Below are 20,683 nucleotides of genomic sequence, written 5' to 3' on the forward strand. Positions count from 1 at the left end.
GAAAATTAAAGAAACTTTTTTCGACCTGCTTTTTTTCTCTTATTCTATAAACTCAATCCATCTATAAATGAACTGATTTGTGGAATTGTTTTACGTTCTTTTCCGACGTATCTTCCCAACTCTTGTTCTTTGTCATAAGCTATAAAACTAGGAATTCCCATTACATCAACCTCTTGACATAAATCAATAAATTCATCTCTATCAACAGATACGAATTGATATTGCTTATACTTTTCTTCTAAGGCTGGTAAATCCGGATCAATAAAATGGCAATCTGGACACCAAGATGCAGTGAACATAAATATTGTTGGTTCATTAATTAATGTTTTGAATTCTTCAATTGAAGTTAATTGTTTCATTTTTTTACACTTCCTATCATTAAAGTTTGTTGGCCATCTTTAATTATATGATACTTTCTTAATATTTGGTAAACAAATAAACTGATTACAGCTGGTAATAAGAAATGGAAGAATGCAATTTGTAGCCAAACCTCAGTTGAACTACCCATCGTTTTTATTGTCATTATTTGACCTACAAGCCCACTTGAACCCATACCTGCACCAGCAGCATTATTTTCCATTGGCCAAAATACAGTCATAATTGGAGCAACTATTAAACTTGCTATAACGGGTGGTATCAATATAAAAGGTTGTTTCAAGTAATTTGGAATTTGTAACTTACTAGTACCTATTCCATGTGCTATTACCCCTGAAATACCGTTATCTTTATAACTTGTAACTGCAAATCCAATCATATGACAACAACCACCGATTGTTGCAGCAGCTGCAGCAGTGCCACTTAACCCTAGCATCAAAGCTAAAGCAGCACTAGAAATTGGACTACTTAAAGTTATACCGACTAAAAAGCTTACGAACATACCCATTAATAGCGGCTGTTGTTCTGTGCTCAATTGAATCCAACTACCTAACTCTTTCATAAATGCATCTATAAATGGTGCGATAAATTTCGCAATACAAGTGCCAATAAAAAGAGTTAATATAGGTGACAAAATAATATCAATTTTTGTCTTACCAGAATAAAACCTACCCAATTCACTTGCTACTACAGATGCCAAATAACTACCTACAGCTCCACCTTGTTCGTATCCATACATACCTGTGACTGCTGTTGTGAAAATAATAAGTGGTGATGCACCAATTCCATAACTAACTGCTACCCCTACCCCTGCACCAGTTAATGATTGTGCCAATTTACCTATTTCTATCATAATTGATGTATCAAAATATGTATTTAAGGTTTGACCTAAAGTTTCTATAATTAGCCCAACTATTAAAGTACTAAAGAGACCTAAAGCCATGTAACTAAGGCCATCGATTATTGTTCTATTAAAAAATGATTTAACTCTCTCCATTTTTCACACTCCTTAAAGAGATTATACTATAAAAAAGCACTTGTAATTATTTAAAATCAAATAATTACAAGTGCTTTTTTTATTATACTTCTATTACATTAAGGAATTTTTTTAATGCTTCTGTTTTTGGCTGAGTAAATAACGTTTCAGGGTTACCTTCTTCACCAATTAAACCATCATTAATAAATACCATTCTATCTGAAACTTCTCTTGCAAAACGCATTTCATGAGTAACAATAACCATCGTCATACCTTCATTAGCTAAATCCTTTATGACTTTTAACACATCATTTACAAGTTCAGGATCTAATGCTGATGTAGGCTCATCAAAAAGCATTACTTTAGGGTTCATTGCTAGTGCTCTTGCAATTGCAACACGTTGTTGTTGTCCACCAGATAATGCGTGTGGTCTTTGATCTTTTACACTTTCTAATCCTACTTTTTTCAAAAGCTGTAGCGCTTCACTAAGTGCATTTTGTTTACTCATTTTTTTAACTGTTATTAAACCTTCCATTACATTTTCAATAGCAGTCTTATGAGGGAACAAGTTATAACTTTGGAAGACCATTCCAGATTGTTTTCTAACTTTAATTTGAGATTTTTTATTGTCAGCAGTATAAGTTTCACCATTTACAACAACTGTACCTTCTGAAGGGATTTCTAATGCATTCATCATTCGTAGTAAAGTTGTTTTACCTGATCCAGATCTACCAATTAAAGTGATAACCTCACCTTTATCTACTGAAAGATTAATCCCTTTGATCACTTCTTTGTCATTAAAAGATTTTTTTATATTTTGAAGTTCTATCATGAGCGATACCCTCTTTCAATATATGATTCATAATAAGATTGGATTACGGAAATGATGAAACATACAACCCAATATAAAATAGCTACTAATAAATAAATCGTTAAAAATTCATAAGTAGTAGAAGCTACTTCTTGTGCTTTTCTAAACATTTCTGCAACCAATATGAATCCTAGTAATGAAGTATCTTTTATTAAACTTAAGAATGTATTACCTAAAGCTGGTACTGATACTCTAATAGCTTGAGGTAAAATAATGCGTTGCACTGTTTGTTTATAGTTCATACCGATTGAATAAGCTGCTTCTGTCTGACCTTTAGGAATTGACATAATTCCACCTCTTAATATTTCAGATGCATATGCACCAACATTAAGTGAAAGACCTATTATTGCAGCTATAACCGGTGATAATGTAAGCTGATTATCCGCTTCTCCTGTTGCTAATCTGCCAATTTCGGGAATACCGTAAAAGATAATGAATAATTGAACAATCATAGGCGTTCCTCTTATGATTGATACATAAAAACGGGCAATCCCTTTAAGTACTTTGCTGCTTGAAATACGCATCAAAGCTGTTAATAAAGCCAATATCAATCCTATAACAAAAGTAGCTAAAGTTATAGGAATAGAATATTTAACTAAACCTTCTAACATCGGTAGAAAAGCTTGTTTAGCAGCATTTAAAGCATGAAGTTGTTCATCATTTAGGTTCTGAAACATTATCGCCAAACCATTTCTTACTTATTTTTTCTAATTCACCATTATCTTTTAATGTTTTCAAACCTTTATTGAATTCTTTGATTTTTTTGTCATCTTCTTTTTTACTAAATGTAAATGCTGATTGACTTTGTTCTGCATCGCCTTCAATAGCTTTGATTTTAGCATTTGGTTTTTGTTTTTTATAATCTAAATATGAAACATTATCATTAAATGTACCTTCAACACGGTTAGATTGTAATAAGTCCATAGCTTGATTAAAACCATCTACTTTAGTGATATCTGCTCCTTTAGATTGAGCAAGTTTACCATAATTTGATGTTAATGTTTGAGCTAATTTTTTACCTTTAACATCATCAAATGATTTAATATCTTTGTTCTTCTCATTTACTACTAGTACACCTTTAGAATAAGTGTATGGATCTGAGAATTTATATTTAGCTTTTCTTTCATCATTAATACCTACTTGGTTTGCAATCATATCAAAACGTCCTGCATCAAGTCCTGCAAACATTGAATCCCACTGAGTTTCTTTAAACTCAACTTTATAACCAATTTCTTTTGCTACAGCTTTAGTAACTTCAACATCATATCCAGATAATTTATCATTTTTATCATGAAAACTAAATGGCGCGTAAGTACCTTCAGTACCTACAACAATTTTTTTGTCGTCTTTCTTACTGCTACTTTCTTTCGAATCGTTACTATTCCCACATGCAGCTAACACTACTATTAATGCAATAATTAAAAATATACCTTTTTTCATTTATACATCCCTCTATTCTTAGTATCCTAATCGGAATAAACATAGTTTAGACTGAAATCCATGAACTGTCAATTACTAAAATCTGACTTATTTAAATTTTAAATATTCAATCTTTTCTGAACTTAAATCTAATACTAATGTTTCAAGCAATGTCTTTGCACTTAAGTAATCTCTAACATCATAAATTGCTTTACTCGTGTGGATGTATCTTGCACAAACGCCAATTACAGCAGTAGGTATGCCAGTTAAAGATTTGTGAATTTCGCCACCATCTGTACCACCTGGTGATTGGAAATATTGATGATCAATTTCTTTATCTTCAACAGTCTCAATTAAATAATCTCGCATTCTTTCAGAAAGAATCATCGTACGATCAAGAATTCTAATTAATACACCCTTGCCTAATGCACCTGACAAACCGATGTGACCTTTCATATCATTCGCTGGAGAACAATCTACAACTAAAGCTAAATCAGGTTGAATAAGATTTACACTTGCAGAAGCACCTCTTAATCCAACTTCTTCTTGAACGTTTGCTCCGACGTATAAATCAACATCCAATTCTTTGTCTTTTAGTAACTCTAATAGTTCTAGTCCAACAAGACATCCATATCTATTGTCCCAAGCTTTTGCTAATACTCTATTTTCTGTCAATCTTTCAAAATCAGTACGAGGAACAATCGTATCACCAATGCGAATACCCATTTCTTTTAATTGATCTAAACTTTCTGCTCCAACATCTAATAACATGTCTTCAATAGCAACGCCTGATTCTTTACCCGTTCTAAAATGTTTAGGTATACTTCCAACTACACCATTATAATATTGACCATCACGAGTTTTTAATTGTAGTGTTTGTGATAACCAAACATCTGATGAAACGCCTCCTAGTGGTGTGAACTTTAACATACCCTCTTTTGTCATTTCAGTAACCATAAATCCGATTTCATCCATGTGAGCTGCTATTAATACTTTAGGAGCATTTTCTTTTTTAGATTTTTTGACGCCATAAATACTCCCCATATTATCGCCAATTATTTCATCAACAAATGGTTCCATTTTTTCTTTTAAATATTCACGTACTTCACTTTCAAATCCTGGAACGCCATGTAATTCAGTAAGTTCTTTCATTCTAGTCAATGTTTCTTGTCTAATTTGTGTCATTATGATTCTCCCTATTTAAATATTTATCTATCATACATTCTTTGTGTTAAACTAAATTTAAGAAAAAGGAGGCATGGTCATGCAAAATAATAAGTTACGCTTTGTCATATTAATTTCTTCTATTTTTACAGGATTAGGGGTACTTGCAACTATCATATACTTTAAGCAATTCAAGCTCTACAATTGCGAAGAAATACTTCATCAAGTGAAAAAAGAATTTAATAATGTGGAAGCATCTTATATCTTACATATCCCAAAGACCTACCAAAAATTCGGCATTGAAACAAAAGTAGTTCATGGTGGCATTTCTATAAATAAAAATGGCAAACTTATACACTACGAATTTATTGCTGATGCTTTTAATGGCCAAGTCATTGATATTTATGAAATATAATATTATTAAATGAAACATGATGTACATAAAAGTACATCATGTCAGACTGTCGTCAATGTCCTAGACTTTGACGGCATTTTTTTGCGCATGCTTTCCGCGGGCATGTTCTCAGCCTTTAGTCTTCGAATCATGCTCTTCCCGCAGGAGTCAGCGCAAAAAAATACTAAATATTTAAAAAATATTTTATAATTTGTTAAATTTCATTATTTGATAATGCGGCAAATGACTTTTTAATAGCTTCCAAGCCACTTACCAATTTTTCCTCACTGCATGCTAAGTTCATTCTAAAGTGATGACTTTCACTTACTTCAAATGAATTACCAATTCCAGTTGCAATTTTGCCTACAGATTGTAACGCTTTTTGTACTTCACTTTCATTAAATCCACTTTTAGAAAAATCAATCCACGCCAAATAAGTAGAATCTGGCTTGATAAATGTTAGTTGTTCTGGCATTTCACTTTTAATAAAATCATCTAGTATATCCATATTTCTTTCAATATGTTGGTTTAATTGATCAACCCAATCTCCAGCCTGTGTATATGCTACTTTTACAGCTTCAACTGCAAGTGTATTGGCTGCTGCTAAACCGTAATAAGTGGCAAGCTTTCTATTAAATTGTAATGTGAAATATCTATGTTTAGTAATCATGTAACTACTCGCTAAACTCGCTAAATTAAACGTTTTTCCTAATCCAGTTACAACTAAAATTGGAGAATCTAATTTCATTTGATTCGTCATTGAATAAAATCCTTTTTCACTTCTTACAAAGTCCATATGAATTTCATCAGAAACGATAAATACATCATTTTTTTCACAAACTTCTTTCATAAATTCACATTCTTCTTTTGTCCATACTTTACCAGTAGGATTATGAGGGTTACAAAGTACTAGAACCCTCACATCATCTTGAGCCGCCATTTTCTCAAATTGCACCTTATCTAATTCGTATCCATTTTCTGTCTCGATTAAAGGTGATTCTACTAAACGTCTATTATTTCCTTCAATTAAATTAATAAACGCATTATAAGAAGGAGTGTGTATTAAGACGCCTTCACCTTCTTTTGTAAATTCACGAATTACTTCTGTAACAGTAAATAATATACTTGGCACATAATAAATATCATTTTTTTGAACATTTACTGAAAACCTAGTTTTGTACCAATGTTTAATTGCATTTAAGTATTCATCTTGTTTCCAAACTAAATATCCAAAATGGGCTTGGTCTAATTTGTTTTTTAAATGATCAATTATAAAATCAGGTGTTTTAATATCCATATCAGCTATCCAGAAAGGTTCAAGATTTTCGTAATCGTATACTTTACGTTGCCCTTCATAAGCTACCGTGGCAGTTCCTCTTCTATCAATAATTTCATCAAAATTATATTTCAACTAAATCATCCCTTCTAATGTTTTCTTTTATTCCCCTTGTTTCTTCATCAATTCGTACAGCAAAATGATCTGCATCATGATAAAACACAAACCAATAATCATTTTTAATATATTTTTGTAATAAACGTTCTTTTGCATTAATTGAATCCATTGGATAATCATCATAAGCTGTAACCCATAATGGATTTAAATGAGCAATCGTTGGCATTATATCTGCCATATGTACAGCTTTCTCACCTTCACTTTCTATTTCGATGACACTATGGCCAGCACTATGGCCACCAGTATGATGCATAGTAATTCCCGGTATTATTTCCATGCTATTAACGAAAGTAACTACTTGATGTTCAATACCTTTATAATTTTCTTCCCAATATGTTGATTTACTTCTAATATTAGGTGATCTTAGCTCATTCCATTCAATTTGTGATGTATAGATTGTTGCATTTTTAAATACTGATTGACCATCTGGTGTTGTTAGTCCACACGCATGATCAAAATGCATATGTGACATAATAACAATATCTATATCATTAATAGTGATGCCAAATTGATTTAAAGAATTTTCTATATCACTTTCGTAAGTCGTTCCATAATTCCGCTTTTGTTTATCAGTTAATTTACCGTTACCTATCCCTGCATCTATGATAATATTATGTTCTTTAGTCTGAACAAATATTGGATGCGTAACAAGAGGTATTTGATTGAGTTCATTAACTGGATATTTTTTTGTCCACAATGCTCTCGGCACAACACCAAACATTGCACCACCATCCATTTGAGTAATACCACCTTGTAATGGACATAATTTAAAATCACCTATATTTAACAAGATTATCCCCTCCAATCATTTATCATTATTTTATCATTAATTGATTTAATGAACATCTTTCAAGATTGGCAGGTTGTTTATGGTATTAAGCGTATTTATTAATTCAGTTGATAAGTGGAAATTATTCTATTTATCATGTTGACCTCGTCTTGTTATATTCAGCCGCTCTATTTATCATGTTTGCCATGTCTTGATAAATTCATGGGCTCTATTTATCATGTTTGCCTCGTCTTGCAATATTCAGCCGCTCTATTTACCATGTTGGACACGTCTTGCAATATTCAACCGCTCTATTTATCATGTTTGCCATGTCTTGATAAATTCACGCCTTCTATTTATCATGTTTGCCTCGTCTTGCAATATTCAGCCGCTCTATTTATCATGTTTGCCATGTCTTGATAAATTCAATCACTCTATTTATCATGTTGGACCTGTCTTGATAAATTCAAGTGACCTAAGTATCACTATACTTACAATTCTTCGTTATCTAAGTAATACTTTTTGGGTTTTTTATCGGTAGACTTAAAATATTTTTCTACCACTCTTCTAATCGTTAGACTATTTTCTAACTGACACCACTTTTGAGCTTCATTCAATGTAAAAGGTTCTTTTTTACATATATAAAGTTCTTTCAAGTTATATAAATACAAGTTTTGTCGAGCAATCTTATAAAGACATGCTTCACAGACTAAATATTTCTTATTAATTTCTAGTGTAATTTTGTATAGTCTTTTACAATGTGGACACTTTAGTCCTTTACGTAAATGTTCAATTGGAATTTTATTGACATTATTATAAATATGAGAAAAGTCACTATGATTACTTTTGAATATCTTTAATATTCGAAAGTTTTCTATTGAATTATTATTTTTAAACATATATTGAAGTTTGTGTAATTCTGTTGGTAATAAAATATTGATGTTATTTGGAATATGAGTTTTTAGTGTGAATTTAGGATTTGAAAATACTAGAAAAGATTTTAATTCTCTGTTTATATTGTAGTGGGTTATAACGTGGTTTAATTCATGATTCGCTCTTTTGATTTGTTGAAAAGGGGTGTAAAACATAGTTCCATATTCATTTAGCAATTGTCCTTCATGAATACTGTAATCTCCTGAATAATGTTTAACTTCTAAATGAAATATTGTATCATCAGAAATTACTAAAAAGTCTATTTGAACTCGATTCTTATAATTTAAATTGAGATTATATATGTAGTTAGACTGTTTATACTTATCTAATAATCCTTTAATGCATATTTCTCCTTCTAAACCTCTAATATAATTTTTCGTTTCATCATCAATTTTTTCTAAAATAATTCTATTCTGTAATGCTAATAAATATTTATGACTGTCCATTGTTGTACCTCCATATTTATTACCATTATTATATTCAACTTACTAAAAGAATAAAAGAAAAAGCTGAGACAAATTAATTTGTCTCAGCTTAATCATTTTATTTAAAGCTAGCTTCCATTCGATAAATTCTAAATCCTCTGCTTGAGAATTTATCTTCGTATTCTGTACGAATATTATCTTCTGGTTCGTCTTCATGTAAATTCAAGTTAATATAATCAAATGACATACCATATTGTGACATGCTTTCTAAACTATACTCAAATAATCCTTGATTATCAGTTTTAAAATGGATTTGACCATCTTTTTTCAAAATGTGTTGATATATATCTAGAAAGGATGAGAATGTTAATCTACGTTTTGCATGACGTGTTTTTGGCCACGGATCAGAAAAATTAAGATATACTCTAGAAACTTCATTTTCTACAAAATACTCAGTTAATAATTTTGCATCTTGATTTATTAACTTGATATTGTCTAATTCCATTTCTTTAACTTTTTCTAAGACCCTTACCATAACATTTTTGTCCTTTTCAATTGCAACATAATTGATGTTAGGATTTTGTTTAGCTGTTTCAGTAATAAACCTACCCATTCCAGTACCAACCTCTATATGTATTGGTTGGTCTTTATCAAACCACTCAGCCATTTTATATTGATGGTTTAGATCTACATCTACTAAATTGGGATGATCTTTCAAAAAGTCATCAGCCCAAGGTTTATTTCGCATTCTCATTCAAAGTAGCTCCTTATATAAATACATTTCTTGTCATTACTTCATTCAAGAAGTTTAACCAATCATTCATATCATTATATCGCTTTTTCTCTTCATACCATTCTACCATAGCGATAGCTTGTATTAACGTGTACCATTTCATACGTTTTTTTAAATCATGCGTATCGTTAATACCATATTTACTCAACCAATCTACCCAGTCATTTTCATCAACATAAGTATATAATATCATGCCAATATCAATAGCAGGATCTGCAATCATCGCACCTTCCCAATCTACAAGAAATAGTTCGTCTTGGTCAGATAATAACCAATTGTTATGATTAACATCTCCATGTATTACAGTATAAAATCTGCTATCTAATGTAGGCATATTATCTTCTAAGTAAAGCAATGCCTTTCTAACAGTCCTATTCGATAATACATGTCTAGATAAAGAACTATTGATTTTCTTAAATAATAGTTCTGGATGCATCGGTTTCATTTCCATACGTTTAAGCATATTTAATAATTGTTTAGAAGAATGTATTTTTTTAAGAAGTTTGGCAACACGGTTAGAATTCATTTCATCTTGGACTAACTCTCTACCATTTTTCCAATGCTGTGCAGTTACAACTTCTCCTGTTTCAATTCTCTTAGTCCAAACTAATTTAGGTACAATACCTTCAGCAGATAATGCTGTTAAAAAAGGACTTGAATTACGTTTTAGGAAGAGCTTGCGGCCATCTTGTTCTGCCATATATGCTTCACCAGATGCTCCACCTGCTGAGTCTAACGTCCATCCTAATTGATAAAAATGTTCCAACCTATCCACCTCACTTTCAGAAAAAGAAAAAGACTCAAGAATGTTCCTTTTCAAGAGTCATATTTTAATCTTAAAAAATTTCGTTTAATTTTTGTAGTTTTAGTGCGCTTCTTTTAAATTTTATTATCTTTTGGTTAAGATTTCAACCTCATAAATGAAAACTTTCGAGTATTTTGAACCTATTAATATACAATAAGTCTAATAAATTCAGTATTCATATGGTTTGGTCTAGATATTAAAATTACACTAAAATATTTTTAAGAATTGGACTCAATATAATTATCAAATGATTTTTGTAGTTGCTTCGTAATTTGACCAACTTTACCATCCCCAATTTTACTATCATTCACTTGTACAACAGGCATAACTTCAACCGACGTACTTGAAACTATGACTTCATCTGCATTGTTTAAGAAATCTAAATTAAATGCTTCTTCTATAAATGGAATCTCTAAGTCCTGAGCTATTTTTTTAATAACACGTCTCGTAATACCGTTTAATATTAAATTATTTGCTGGATGTGTATATATTTTACCGTTTTTAATAGCATACACGTTACTTGAGCTACCTTCTGTTACAGTTTGGTCTCTGTGCATGATTGCTTCTGCAGCATCATTTTGAGTAGCTTTTTCTTTAGCTAGAACGTTACCTAATAAATTCAAACTTTTTATATCACATCTTAACCATCTAATATCATCAACAGTGATTGCTTTAACACCATTTTCTAATTCTTCATATGGTCTGTCATAGCTTTTTGAAAAAGCAGTAAATACTGGTTTTGTACTGGCATCAGGAAATGGGTGATTACGAGGTGCTACACCACGAGTAACTTGAATATATATGCCACCATTTACTACATTATTCTTTGCAGCTAACTCTTTTGTTACATCAATTAGTCCTTCAACAGTATAATCTTCTAAATTTAAACCAATTTCTTTAGCACTTCTAAACAATCTCTCATAGTGTTCATGTGCTGTGAATACTTCGCCGTCATAAATACGTATGTATTCATATATTCCATCTCCAAAATTGTATCCTCTGTCAGAAAAACTTACTTGCCCTTTAGATTCGTCAACAAATTCATCATTTATAAAAATATATGTCATTACTCATCATCCTTTACACAGACATTGTATATTGCTTCTAAATAAATTGCAGTTGCATTAAATAATTGTTTTTTTGTAATGTATTCATTTTTTTGATGCATTAAATCTTCTGAGTCTTTAAACATCGCACCAAATGCTACACCTTTATCTAAGTTTCTAGCGTATGTTCCACCACCAATTGTGTATGGCTCAGATTTATCACCAGTTTGATTTCTATAAGCTGATAATAGCTGCTCTATAAATGGATCGTTCTTATCTACATAATGTGGTAATTGATGTTTATCCATTTCAATTTCAAAGCCTTTTTCAGTTACTTCTTCAGTAAAACGAGAAATGGATTGATCAAAATTGAAACCTTCTGGATATCTTAAATTAATTCCGAATTGACCACCATCTACATCTGTATAACTCATAATACCCGTATTAGTTGTAACTTCTCCCATTTCTTCAGTAGCAAATTTCATACCCATTTTCTCACCTTTTGGAGAGTCGACTAAATAGTCATTAGCAAATTTAACGTATGAATTTGCATACTTATCTAAATTCAATTTATTTAAAAATTGGATAAGTAGTAACCCAGCATTTACTCCTAAAGTTGGATCCATACCATGTGCTGCTTTACCATGAACGATTAAATTTAAAAATCCTTCGTCAATTGAAGCTTCACCTTCAATTTCATGCTCACTTAAAAATGATTCAAATATTTGTACAACATTAGTCATTTGTTCTTTAATTAATAATTTTGCTTGAGCAGTGTCTGGAACCATATTAAATCTTTCGCCTGAGAAGAAGGCTTTTAATTCTACTTCTGGTTCATCATTATCTTCAACATACCCTGATTGTAGAATGTTAAATGTAACAATACCTTTTTCTCCATGAATGAGTGGGAATTCGGCATCTGGTGCAAAACCTACAGAAGGCATTTCTTCAGTTTCAAAATATCTATCTGTACATTTCCAATCAGACTCTTCGTCTGTGCCCACAATAATATGTATTCTTTTCTTCCAATCAACTTTCATATCTTCTAAGATTTTGACTGCATAATATGCTGCTATAGTTGGACCTTTATCATCTAAAGTACCACGCGCTATAATAGCATTTTCAGTTTCAACAGGTTCAAATGGATTAGAATCCCATCCAGCTCCAGCTGGTACAACATCAACATGGCAAAGAATACCTAATAAGTCCTCACCTTTACCAGCTTCGATTCTTCCGACTATATTTTCAATATCTACATAAGAGAAGCCATCTCTTTCACCAATTTGATACATATAATTCAACGCTTTTTTAGGACCAGGTCCAACCGGTGCATCATATGAACTGGCAGAATCATCTCTTACGCTTTCGATGCTTAAGAGCCCCTTTAAATCATTAATAATATCTTCTTCATATTCTTTAACTTTATTTTTCCACATCGAAAATCATCTCTTTCTTAACTTGAATAGTTATCTATATAATACATGATATTTTTGTAAATATGAAATAGAAATACTGATAAATTGCTATTTTTTTAGCTAAAAAGTTATTTCCTTATACGTACCACTATGGTCATTTATATTTTAAATTTTTTTAAAGAAATTATTTCCCATATAAAAAGGACAGCCATTTATAAATAATTAAAAATATCTCGACAAAACTGTCGGTCTCAGACTGTCGACAAACTGTCTTGAATTTATCAAGACAGGTCCAACATGATAAATAGAGATGCTGAATATTGCAAGACGAGGCTAACATGATAAATAGAGATGCTGATACCGACAAAACTGTCGGTATCAATATGTATACAATTATAATTTCACAACCTCCCTTGCCTAGGGTACAGTCTCAGCCTGTAGTCTTCGACTTGTACTGCTCCCTCAGGCGTGTCGGTTGTGAAATTCTGATATACAGTAGTCCTTTATAAGTAAGTTTACTGTGCTTTGCTTATATACCAGTTATTATAAAAAGGGCTTGGTGTTACCCAGACAACTATTGCCTATAGAATAACAAAAGGCTGAGACAATTAATTTGTCCCAGCCTCTTTAGACCGTCAAACTGACGGTCTAATAGTTATAAATGCTTATTTATTATTTTTTAAGTCTTCTTCTGTAACAACTCTTAAATTACCGTTAGCTGTTCCACCCTCGTCATCAAATTTAGCTTCACTTAAATCTGTTGGTTCTTGATTATCTTTTTTAAGACGATTTTTAGCATTAGAAGCATATCCTTTAGGATTTTCTTTTGCTTTTTGGAATTCATTTTTAGCTTTTACTTTAGCTGATTCTTTGTAAGTTGTTGGATCTTCTTTGTATTTACCATATTCATTTTGAGCTTTACCTTTTAAGTCATTTGCTTTCTGTTTTGCATTTTCTTTGTAATTATCTGGATCTTCTTTGTATTTACCATATTCGTTTTTTAATTTATCTCTATTTTCTTTTTTAGATAAGACAACTGCTGCTGCAGTTCCTCCTAATACAACTAATGTTCTAAATAATCCTGCTTTTTTAGCCATTTGTATCCACCTCTATTTAATTTAATACTAGTTATAATACCCTTAGTTAAAGTTTATAAACATTTAAATCTATAAATTCAAAAGTTTAAAATCTTCTTCCATCAAATGTCTGTACTCACCAAGTTCTAATAATTCATCGAGTTCTAAGTCAGCAATTTGTATTCGTTTTAAATAAGTAACTTCACAACCTATTGATTGAAACATTCTTTTAACTTGATGGAATTTGCCTTCATATATAGTAACAAATGCTTTAGAGCTTTCATCATTCTCAATAATTTCTAATTCACTTGGTGAAGATGTAAAGTCTCCTAAATCAATACCTTTTTTAAATATTTCTGTTGCATTCTCACTAATATGTCCATCTACTTCGACATAATATTTTTTTGGAACTTTGTGTTTTGGGCTCATTAATTGATGTGAGAATTTGCCATCGTTAGTTAATAATAACAATCCTTCAGTATCTTTATCTAATCTGCCTACAGGGAATAAATCTAAATGCATATATTCTGGAACAATATCAATTACCGTTTCGTGCTCATCATCCTCAGTTGCTGATATATACCCTGCTGGTTTATTCATCATTAAATAAACAACTGGCTCATATTCAATAGGAATATCATCAAAAGTTATAACATCTTCTTCTGGATTGATATGCATTTCAGGCTTTTTAACAATTTCTTCATTCACACTCACTAAATTTTTCTTAAGAAATTTTTTCACTTCTTTTCGAGTTCCTATACCTGCATTTGCTAAAAATTTATCTAATCTCATCATTTACACCCACTTAATTTTACGTCTGATTTTAGAAGTAATATCCCCTAAAAATTCGTCTGCTAAACGAGAGCGCATTGTTAAATAACCATATACGATAACACCAACAATGCCACCTACAATTAATACGATTAATGCACCTAATTTAGATGCTGGATCTATAAAGAGTGAAACAATGAAATAGCTTAATTCCACTAATAACACCATTACAATTGTATAGAACGTAATTCTTAATGTGTGATAAATCGTTATATTAAATTTAAAGTCTGCATATTTCCAAAGGACTACACAGTTTAATATTACTGCGACAAGCAAAGCAATTGCAGTACCTAATACTGCCCCTAATGTATGGAATACCATAATTAATGGCAAGTTGATAATAGCTTTTATAATTAATGAAGCAATAACTATCCATACTGTTAAAGCTTGTTTATCGATTCCTTGTAACATTGAAGCTGTAACTGATAATAATGCGATTAAAATACTAACTGGCGCGTACCAGAATAATATTTCAGTTCCCATTGGACTATAGCTATAAAACACGTTATATAATGGTTGAGCAAGCACCATAATCCCTAATGATGCAGGTACTGTTAAATAAAGTAATACGCCTAATGACTTTCTTATTTGATGATGCATTGCATCAATTCTACCTGAATTATATGTGTTTGTTATAAAAGGCACTAAACTTACCGCAAATCCTGCAGCTAATGAAGTTGGAATCATAACAATTTTATTTGTAGTCATACTTAACATAGTAAAATAAATATCATGTAATTCACTGTTTACACCAGCCATTGCCAAACCAGTATTATGTGTGAACTGATCAATTAAATTAATAATTGGGAAGCATAAACTTACAATTACAAACGGTATACTATATTTAATGATTTCTTTGTAAATTTTGAAATAAGAAACATCAATATCACTTATATCTTGTTCAACTTCAGCTTTAATTAAATGTCTTCTTTTCACCCAATAATAAAGCAATGTTAACAATGCAGTAACAGCACCTATTCCAGCTGCAAACGTAGCAACTTGGTTGGCCATTAAGACAGATCCGTTCATCACATTTAATACGAGGTAACTTCCTCCTAAAATAAAAGCGATACGTGCAACTTGTTCTGTAACTTCAGAAACAGCAGTTGGTCCCATAGAATTAAAACCTTGAAAAATACCTCTCCAAGTTGCCAACAATGGTATAAATAATACTACAAAACTGATCGTTCTAATAACAGTTGTAATGTCATCTATTTGCCATCCGCCTTCTAAATCACCATTATTTGCTAGTGTTAATTGAGCAATTGTCGGTGATAAGAAGTATAAAAGTAGAAAACCAATAACTCCTGAAATGGACATAACTATAAAACTAGATTGATATAGTTTTCTACTCACTTTATAAGCACCAAGTGCATTATATTTGGATACATATTTTGCTGCTGCAAGTGGAACACCAGCAGTTGCGATTGTTATCATGATTGTGTATGGTTGATAAGCATATGTAAATGGTGCAAGATTTTTTTCATCGCCAATAATAGCATAAAAAGGTATTAAATAAAGTATACCTATGACTTTCGTTATTAAAATACTAGCAGTAAGAAGGAAGGTTCCCCTTACTAGCGCTTTACTTTCTGACATAATTTCATCCCTATCTAATTTACTTTTAAATTTAATAATAACAGGTTTATTTCTATTCTACTACTTTTTTTAAGACTCATTATTCGTTAAAATATTATTACATATACTTATGGAGGTTACTTATGTATCATACAATAATAATTGGCGCTGGACCTAGTGGTTTAATGGCTGCATATAGTGCAAGTGCTAAAGGCAACAGCGTTTTATTAATCGAAAAGAAAAAAGGATTAGGACGTAAACTTCGTATATCAGGTGGCGGTAGATGTAACGTGACTAACCGTTTACCTTATGAAGAAATTATAAAAAATATTCCTGGTAATGGAAAGTTTTTATATAGTCCTTTTTCTACTTTTGATAACGAATCTATCATTAACTTCTTTGAATCTCGAGAAGTAAATCTCAAAGAAGAAGACCATGGTCGAATGTTCCCCGTTTCTAATCGCGCCCAAGATGTTGTTGAAGCTCTTGTAAATTCCATAAAAGAAAATGGTGTCGAAATACGTCAAGAGACAACAGTATCATCAATAGAAAGTGAAAATCAACAAATTTCTGGTGTTACATTACAAGATGGCACTTTCATCCCTTCACGTACTGTTATTATAGCCTCAGGAGGGTGTAGCGTCCCACACACTGGTTCTACTGGTGATGGTTACAAATTTGCTGAAAACCTTGGACATTCAATAACTGAACTCTTCCCTACAGAAGTTCCTATTAAATCTAGCGAGCCTTTTATTAAAAATAAAACACTGCAAGGATTAAGTTTACAAAATGTCGGTCTTTCCGTTTTAAAGAAAAATGACAAACCTAGAATAACACATCAAATGGATATGTTATTTACTCACTTTGGTGTTTCAGGACCAGCTGCTTTAAGATGTAGCCAGTTCGTTTATAAAGAACAAAAATCCCAAAAGAAAAATGAAGTTAAAATGTCTATCGATGCATTTCCGGAAATAAAAGCACATGAATTAGAACAACAAATTGTAAAAAAATTAAAAGATGAGCCAAACAAAGCGATAAAAAATGCATTAAAAGGACTCGTCCAAGAAAGATATTTACACTTTATTTTAGAACAGTCAAGTATTGATATTGATGTAACTTATCATCATTTATCACAGCAAGCCATTAGAACTTTTGTTCAAAACCTTAAATCCTTTACTTTTACAGTTAATGGCACATTGCCTATCGACAAAGCCTTTGTAACTGGTGGTGGCATAAACATTAAAGAAATTGAACCTAATACAATGCAATCTAAGTTATGTCCTGGTTTATTTTTCTCAGGAGAAGTTTTGGATATTCATGGTTATACAGGTGGATATAATATTACAAGTGCATTAGTTACAGGTTATGTAGCTGGATATAACGCATCAATTTATGAATAATTAATTATAATAAAAATGGAGTGGGACAATTAATCTGTCCCACTCCATTTATTATATTTAAACTCTTTTATTTTCTAAACCGTCGTCGCCCCACTCATTCATGCCGCCTTCAATATTAACTGCATCAATGTCGTGGTCATTCAAGTATTCTACTACTTTAGCGCTTCTGACACCACCAGCACATACAATGTAGTATGTTTGGTCTTTATCGAAGTGTTTTAATTCATTTGATATATCACCCATTGGAATATGTTTAGCTCCTGGAATCATACCTAATGCTACTTCGTCGTCTTCTCTTACATCAATAATGTTTATTGGATTACTTGATGTAATTTTTTCTGCTAATTCTGTTACTGTAATTTCTTTCATAACTAGAACACTCCTATATGTTTTAATTTGCAACGATATTAACTAATTTTTGAGGTACTGCAATCACTTTACGTATTGTTTTACCTTCTATAGCTTCTTTTATTTTATCATTTTCTAAAGCTACTGTTTCCATTTCTTCCTTAGTTAAATCTTTAGATATTTTCATTTTATCTTTTAACTTACCATTTACTTGTACTACAATTTCCACTTCATTATCGACTAATAAAGAAGCATCAAATGTTGGCCATTCTTCATATGTTACTGTTTCAGTATGACCTAGTTTTTGCCATAATTCTTCAGATATATGTGGTGCGATTGGTGATAACATTTTTACAAATCCTTCGATATATGATTTGTTGATATGATCTTGTTTATAACATTCATTAATGAATACCATCATTTGGCTAATAGCAGTATTAAAGTTTAATGTGTCAAAGTCTTCTGTGACTTTCTTAACAGTTTGGTTATAAACCTTATCTAATGCTGATGTAGGCTCTTCTACGACCTTACTCGTTATGTTCCCTTCTTCAGTAACAAGTAAACGCCAAATTCTGTCTAGGAAACGACGAGAACCATCTAATCCATTTTCACTCCAAGCAATTGCTGCATCAAGTGGACCCATAAACATTTCATATAAACGCAATGTATCTGCACCATGAGATAGAACAATATCATCAGGATTTACAACGTTCCCTTTTGATTTACTCATTTTTTCATTACCTTCACCAAGTATCATACCTTGATTGTATAACTTTTGGAATGGTTCTTTCGTTGGTACTACCCCTATATCATAAAGCACTTTATGCCAGAATCTTGAATATAATAGATGAAGAACTGCATGTTCTACCCCACCAATATATAAATCTACTGGCAGCCAATGTTTCAATTTCTCTGGATCAGCAAGTTGTGAACCATTATGAGGATCGATATATCTTAAATAATACCAACAACTACCAGCCCATTGTGGCATAGTGTTTGTTTCACGGCGACCTTTCATACCCGTTTTAGGATCTACTACATTAATAAATTCATCAATGTTTGCAAGTGGCGACTCTCCTGTACCTGATGGCTTAACTTGATTTGTTTCAGGTAGAATTAATGGTAGCTCTTCTTCTGGAACAGTTGTCATCGTACCATCTTCCCAATGTATTACAGGAATAGGCTCTCCCCAATAACGTTGTCTACTAAATAACCAGTCTCTCAATTTATAGCTTACTTTTTTCTGACCGATGCCTTTTTCTTCTAACATTTCAATTGCTTTAGGAACCGCTTCCTCTTGTGTTAAACCATTTAACACATCAGAATCAATCATTTTACCATCTTCGTTATAAACAGTAATGATGTCTAAATTGAATTTTTCAGCGAACTCATTATCTCTCTCATCATGAGCAGGAACAGCCATTACAGCACCAGTACCGTAACTAATTAATACATAATCTGCAATCCAAATTGGCATTTTCTTACCAGTGAATGGATTAGTAGTAAATGCTCCTGTAAATACACCACTTTTATCTTTTGCTAAATCTGTTCTCTCTAAATCAGATTTACGAGATGCACTTAGTTTATAGGCTTCTACTGCTTCTTTTTCGTCTTCTGAGGTAATTTGATCTACTAATGGATGTTCTGGAGATAGTACCGCAAATGTTGCACCATAAATTGTATCAGGTCTAGTAGTGAATACATCAAATGATAAATCTGTATTATCAATGTTAAATGTTAATTCTGCACCTTCAGATCTACCAATCCAATTTCTTTGCATTTCTTTAATTGATTCTGGCCAATCCACATCTTCTAAATCTTCTAACAGACGATCAGCATATTCTGTGATTTTTAATACCCATTGTCTCATAGGTTTACGTACTACAGGGTGTCCTCCACGCTCAGAAACACCATCAACTATTTCTTCATTAGAAAGTACAGTGCCTAAAGCTGGACACCAGTTAACTGCTACTTCGTCCACATAAGCTAAACCTTTGTTATATAATTGAATGAAAATCCACTGTGTCCATTTATAATATTCAGGATCAGTCGTGTTTACTTCTCTATCCCAATCGTATGAGAATCCTAATTCTTGAATTTGACGTTTAAATGTTGCAATATTTTTAGCTGTAAATTCTTTAGGATCATTACCTGTATCAATAGCATATTGTTCTGCTGGTAATCCGAATGCATCCCAGCCCATAGGATGAAGCACGTTATAACCTTGCATTCTTTTATACCTTGAAACTATATCAGTAGCTGTATAACCTTCTGGATGACCTACATGTAATCCAGCACCAGATGGATAAGGAAACATATCTAATGCATAGAATTTTTTCTGACCAACATTATCGTCAGCTTTAAAAGTTTTATTCTCTTCCCAAAAATTTTGCCATTTCTTTTCAATTTCTTGATGATTATAATTCATTTATTTGCTCCTCCTATAAAATAAAAAAAAGCCATCCCAACCATAATAACAGTTGGGACGACTTGGATAATTATGCCGCGGTACCACCCAGAATTCACTAAAAAGTGCACTTCATTTATATGGTTTAAGATTGCTTTTAATAAATAATTAACAGTTCATAAGTTCACTTAATGGATATCATCAG

At 31.8% G+C, this 20,683-nt stretch carries 20 protein-coding genes; 2 read left to right on the forward strand and 18 right to left on the reverse strand.

Features of this window, described 5'->3' with window-relative positions; all coding sequences use genetic code 11:
- Positions 1 to 44 precede the first annotated feature (44 nt).
- From LQ608_RS01580 to LQ608_RS01605, 6 genes are all read right to left on the reverse strand, one after another.
- Entirely contained in the window at positions 45 to 359 is a 315-nt protein-coding gene (locus LQ608_RS01580; RefSeq protein ID WP_078357548.1) for a thioredoxin family protein, read from the reverse strand.
- Positions 356 to 1,372, reverse strand: coding sequence for a PTS sugar transporter subunit IIC (locus tag LQ608_RS01585; protein WP_239749284.1), 1,017 nt, complete (start codon positions 1,370 to 1,372; stop codon positions 356 to 358). Before LQ608_RS01585 ends, LQ608_RS01580 begins: the two co-directional genes overlap by 4 nt.
- An 82-nt stretch (positions 1,373 to 1,454) precedes the next feature.
- Positions 1,455 to 2,183 (reverse strand): amino acid ABC transporter ATP-binding protein, encoded by a 729-nt coding sequence (locus tag LQ608_RS01590; RefSeq protein WP_239749285.1) that lies wholly within the window; start codon positions 2,181 to 2,183, stop codon positions 1,455 to 1,457.
- Positions 2,180 to 2,899, reverse strand: a complete 720-nt coding sequence (locus tag LQ608_RS01595; protein ID WP_078357551.1) for an amino acid ABC transporter permease — start codon at positions 2,897 to 2,899, stop codon at positions 2,180 to 2,182. The genes LQ608_RS01590 and LQ608_RS01595 overlap by 4 nt, the downstream gene beginning before the upstream one ends.
- Positions 2,880 to 3,662 (reverse strand): transporter substrate-binding domain-containing protein, encoded by a 783-nt coding sequence (locus LQ608_RS01600; RefSeq protein WP_239749286.1) that lies wholly within the window; start codon positions 3,660 to 3,662, stop codon positions 2,880 to 2,882. The genes LQ608_RS01595 and LQ608_RS01600 overlap by 20 nt, the downstream gene beginning before the upstream one ends.
- Before the next feature lie 87 nt (positions 3,663 to 3,749).
- A complete protein-coding gene (locus tag LQ608_RS01605; protein ID WP_239749287.1) occupies positions 3,750 to 4,826 on the reverse strand; it encodes a M42 family metallopeptidase in 1,077 nt (358 codons plus the stop codon).
- Between the two features lie 79 nt (positions 4,827 to 4,905).
- Between LQ608_RS01605 and LQ608_RS01610 the strand changes: the two genes are divergently transcribed.
- Positions 4,906 to 5,220 (forward strand): hypothetical protein, encoded by a 315-nt coding sequence (locus LQ608_RS01610; protein ID WP_239749288.1) that lies wholly within the window; start codon positions 4,906 to 4,908, stop codon positions 5,218 to 5,220.
- 193 nt (positions 5,221 to 5,413) lie between these two features.
- Here LQ608_RS01610 and LQ608_RS01615 read toward each other — a convergent pair whose 3' ends face one another.
- The 10 genes from LQ608_RS01615 to LQ608_RS01660 all read right to left on the reverse strand — a co-directional run bounded on the left by LQ608_RS01615 (position 5,414) and on the right by LQ608_RS01660 (position 16,344).
- Positions 5,414 to 6,610 (reverse strand): MalY/PatB family protein, encoded by a 1,197-nt coding sequence (locus tag LQ608_RS01615; protein WP_239749289.1) that lies wholly within the window; start codon positions 6,608 to 6,610, stop codon positions 5,414 to 5,416.
- Entirely contained in the window at positions 6,600 to 7,442 is an 843-nt protein-coding gene (locus tag LQ608_RS01620) for a YtnP family quorum-quenching lactonase (protein WP_239749290.1), read from the reverse strand. The genes LQ608_RS01615 and LQ608_RS01620 overlap by 11 nt, the downstream gene beginning before the upstream one ends.
- Positions 7,443 to 7,912: 470 nt before the next feature.
- Positions 7,913 to 8,800, reverse strand: a complete 888-nt coding sequence (locus LQ608_RS01625) for a nuclease-related domain-containing protein (RefSeq protein ID WP_239749291.1) — start codon at positions 8,798 to 8,800, stop codon at positions 7,913 to 7,915.
- Positions 8,801 to 8,897: 97 nt separating this feature from the next.
- Positions 8,898 to 9,533 (reverse strand): tRNA (guanosine(46)-N7)-methyltransferase TrmB, encoded by a 636-nt coding sequence (gene trmB, locus LQ608_RS01630; protein ID WP_078357557.1) that lies wholly within the window; start codon positions 9,531 to 9,533, stop codon positions 8,898 to 8,900.
- Positions 9,534 to 9,546: 13 nt separating this feature from the next.
- The gene (locus LQ608_RS01635) at positions 9,547 to 10,338 is read right to left on the reverse strand and encodes a phosphotransferase family protein (RefSeq protein ID WP_078357558.1); all 792 of its coding nucleotides are present in this window, start codon (positions 10,336 to 10,338) and stop codon (positions 9,547 to 9,549) included.
- Between the two features lie 257 nt (positions 10,339 to 10,595).
- Positions 10,596 to 11,444, reverse strand: a complete 849-nt coding sequence (gene dat, locus LQ608_RS01640) for a D-amino-acid transaminase (protein ID WP_239749292.1) — start codon at positions 11,442 to 11,444, stop codon at positions 10,596 to 10,598.
- Positions 11,444 to 12,859 (reverse strand): dipeptidase PepV, encoded by a 1,416-nt coding sequence (gene pepV / locus LQ608_RS01645; RefSeq protein ID WP_107509639.1) that lies wholly within the window; start codon positions 12,857 to 12,859, stop codon positions 11,444 to 11,446. Before pepV ends, dat begins: the two co-directional genes overlap by 1 nt.
- Positions 12,860 to 13,503: 644 nt before the next feature.
- Positions 13,504 to 13,935 carry a YtxH domain-containing protein gene (locus LQ608_RS01650; protein ID WP_078357561.1) on the reverse strand — a complete coding sequence of 144 codons (432 nt, stop codon included), beginning with the start codon at positions 13,933 to 13,935 and terminating at the stop codon, positions 13,504 to 13,506.
- Positions 13,936 to 14,004: 69 nt separating this feature from the next.
- Complete coding sequence (locus LQ608_RS01655) at positions 14,005 to 14,706, reverse strand: pseudouridine synthase (RefSeq protein ID WP_107509652.1); 702 nt, start codon at positions 14,704 to 14,706, stop codon at positions 14,005 to 14,007.
- A gap of 3 nt (positions 14,707 to 14,709) precedes the next feature.
- On the reverse strand, positions 14,710 to 16,344 hold the full coding sequence (locus LQ608_RS01660; RefSeq protein ID WP_239749293.1) for a putative polysaccharide biosynthesis protein: 1,635 nt from the start codon (positions 16,342 to 16,344) through the stop codon (positions 14,710 to 14,712).
- Between the two features lie 122 nt (positions 16,345 to 16,466).
- On the opposite strand from LQ608_RS01660, the gene LQ608_RS01665 reads away from it, so the two are divergent.
- Positions 16,467 to 17,723 carry a BaiN/RdsA family NAD(P)/FAD-dependent oxidoreductase gene (locus LQ608_RS01665; RefSeq protein ID WP_115337314.1) on the forward strand — a complete coding sequence of 419 codons (1,257 nt, stop codon included), beginning with the start codon at positions 16,467 to 16,469 and terminating at the stop codon, positions 17,721 to 17,723.
- A gap of 57 nt (positions 17,724 to 17,780) precedes the next feature.
- On the opposite strand, the gene LQ608_RS01670 is transcribed toward LQ608_RS01665, so the two are convergent.
- Both LQ608_RS01670 and leuS read right to left on the reverse strand, forming a co-directional pair.
- On the reverse strand, positions 17,781 to 18,092 hold the full coding sequence (locus LQ608_RS01670) for a rhodanese-like domain-containing protein (protein ID WP_239749294.1): 312 nt from the start codon (positions 18,090 to 18,092) through the stop codon (positions 17,781 to 17,783).
- A gap of 22 nt (positions 18,093 to 18,114) precedes the next feature.
- The gene (gene leuS, locus LQ608_RS01675) at positions 18,115 to 20,499 is read right to left on the reverse strand and encodes a leucine--tRNA ligase (RefSeq protein ID WP_239749295.1); all 2,385 of its coding nucleotides are present in this window, start codon (positions 20,497 to 20,499) and stop codon (positions 18,115 to 18,117) included.
- Positions 20,500 to 20,683 lie beyond the last annotated feature (184 nt).

It is taken from the genome of Mammaliicoccus sp. H-M34 (assembly GCF_022386495.1).
GTDB lineage: Bacteria > Bacillota > Bacilli > Staphylococcales > Staphylococcaceae > Mammaliicoccus > Mammaliicoccus fleurettii.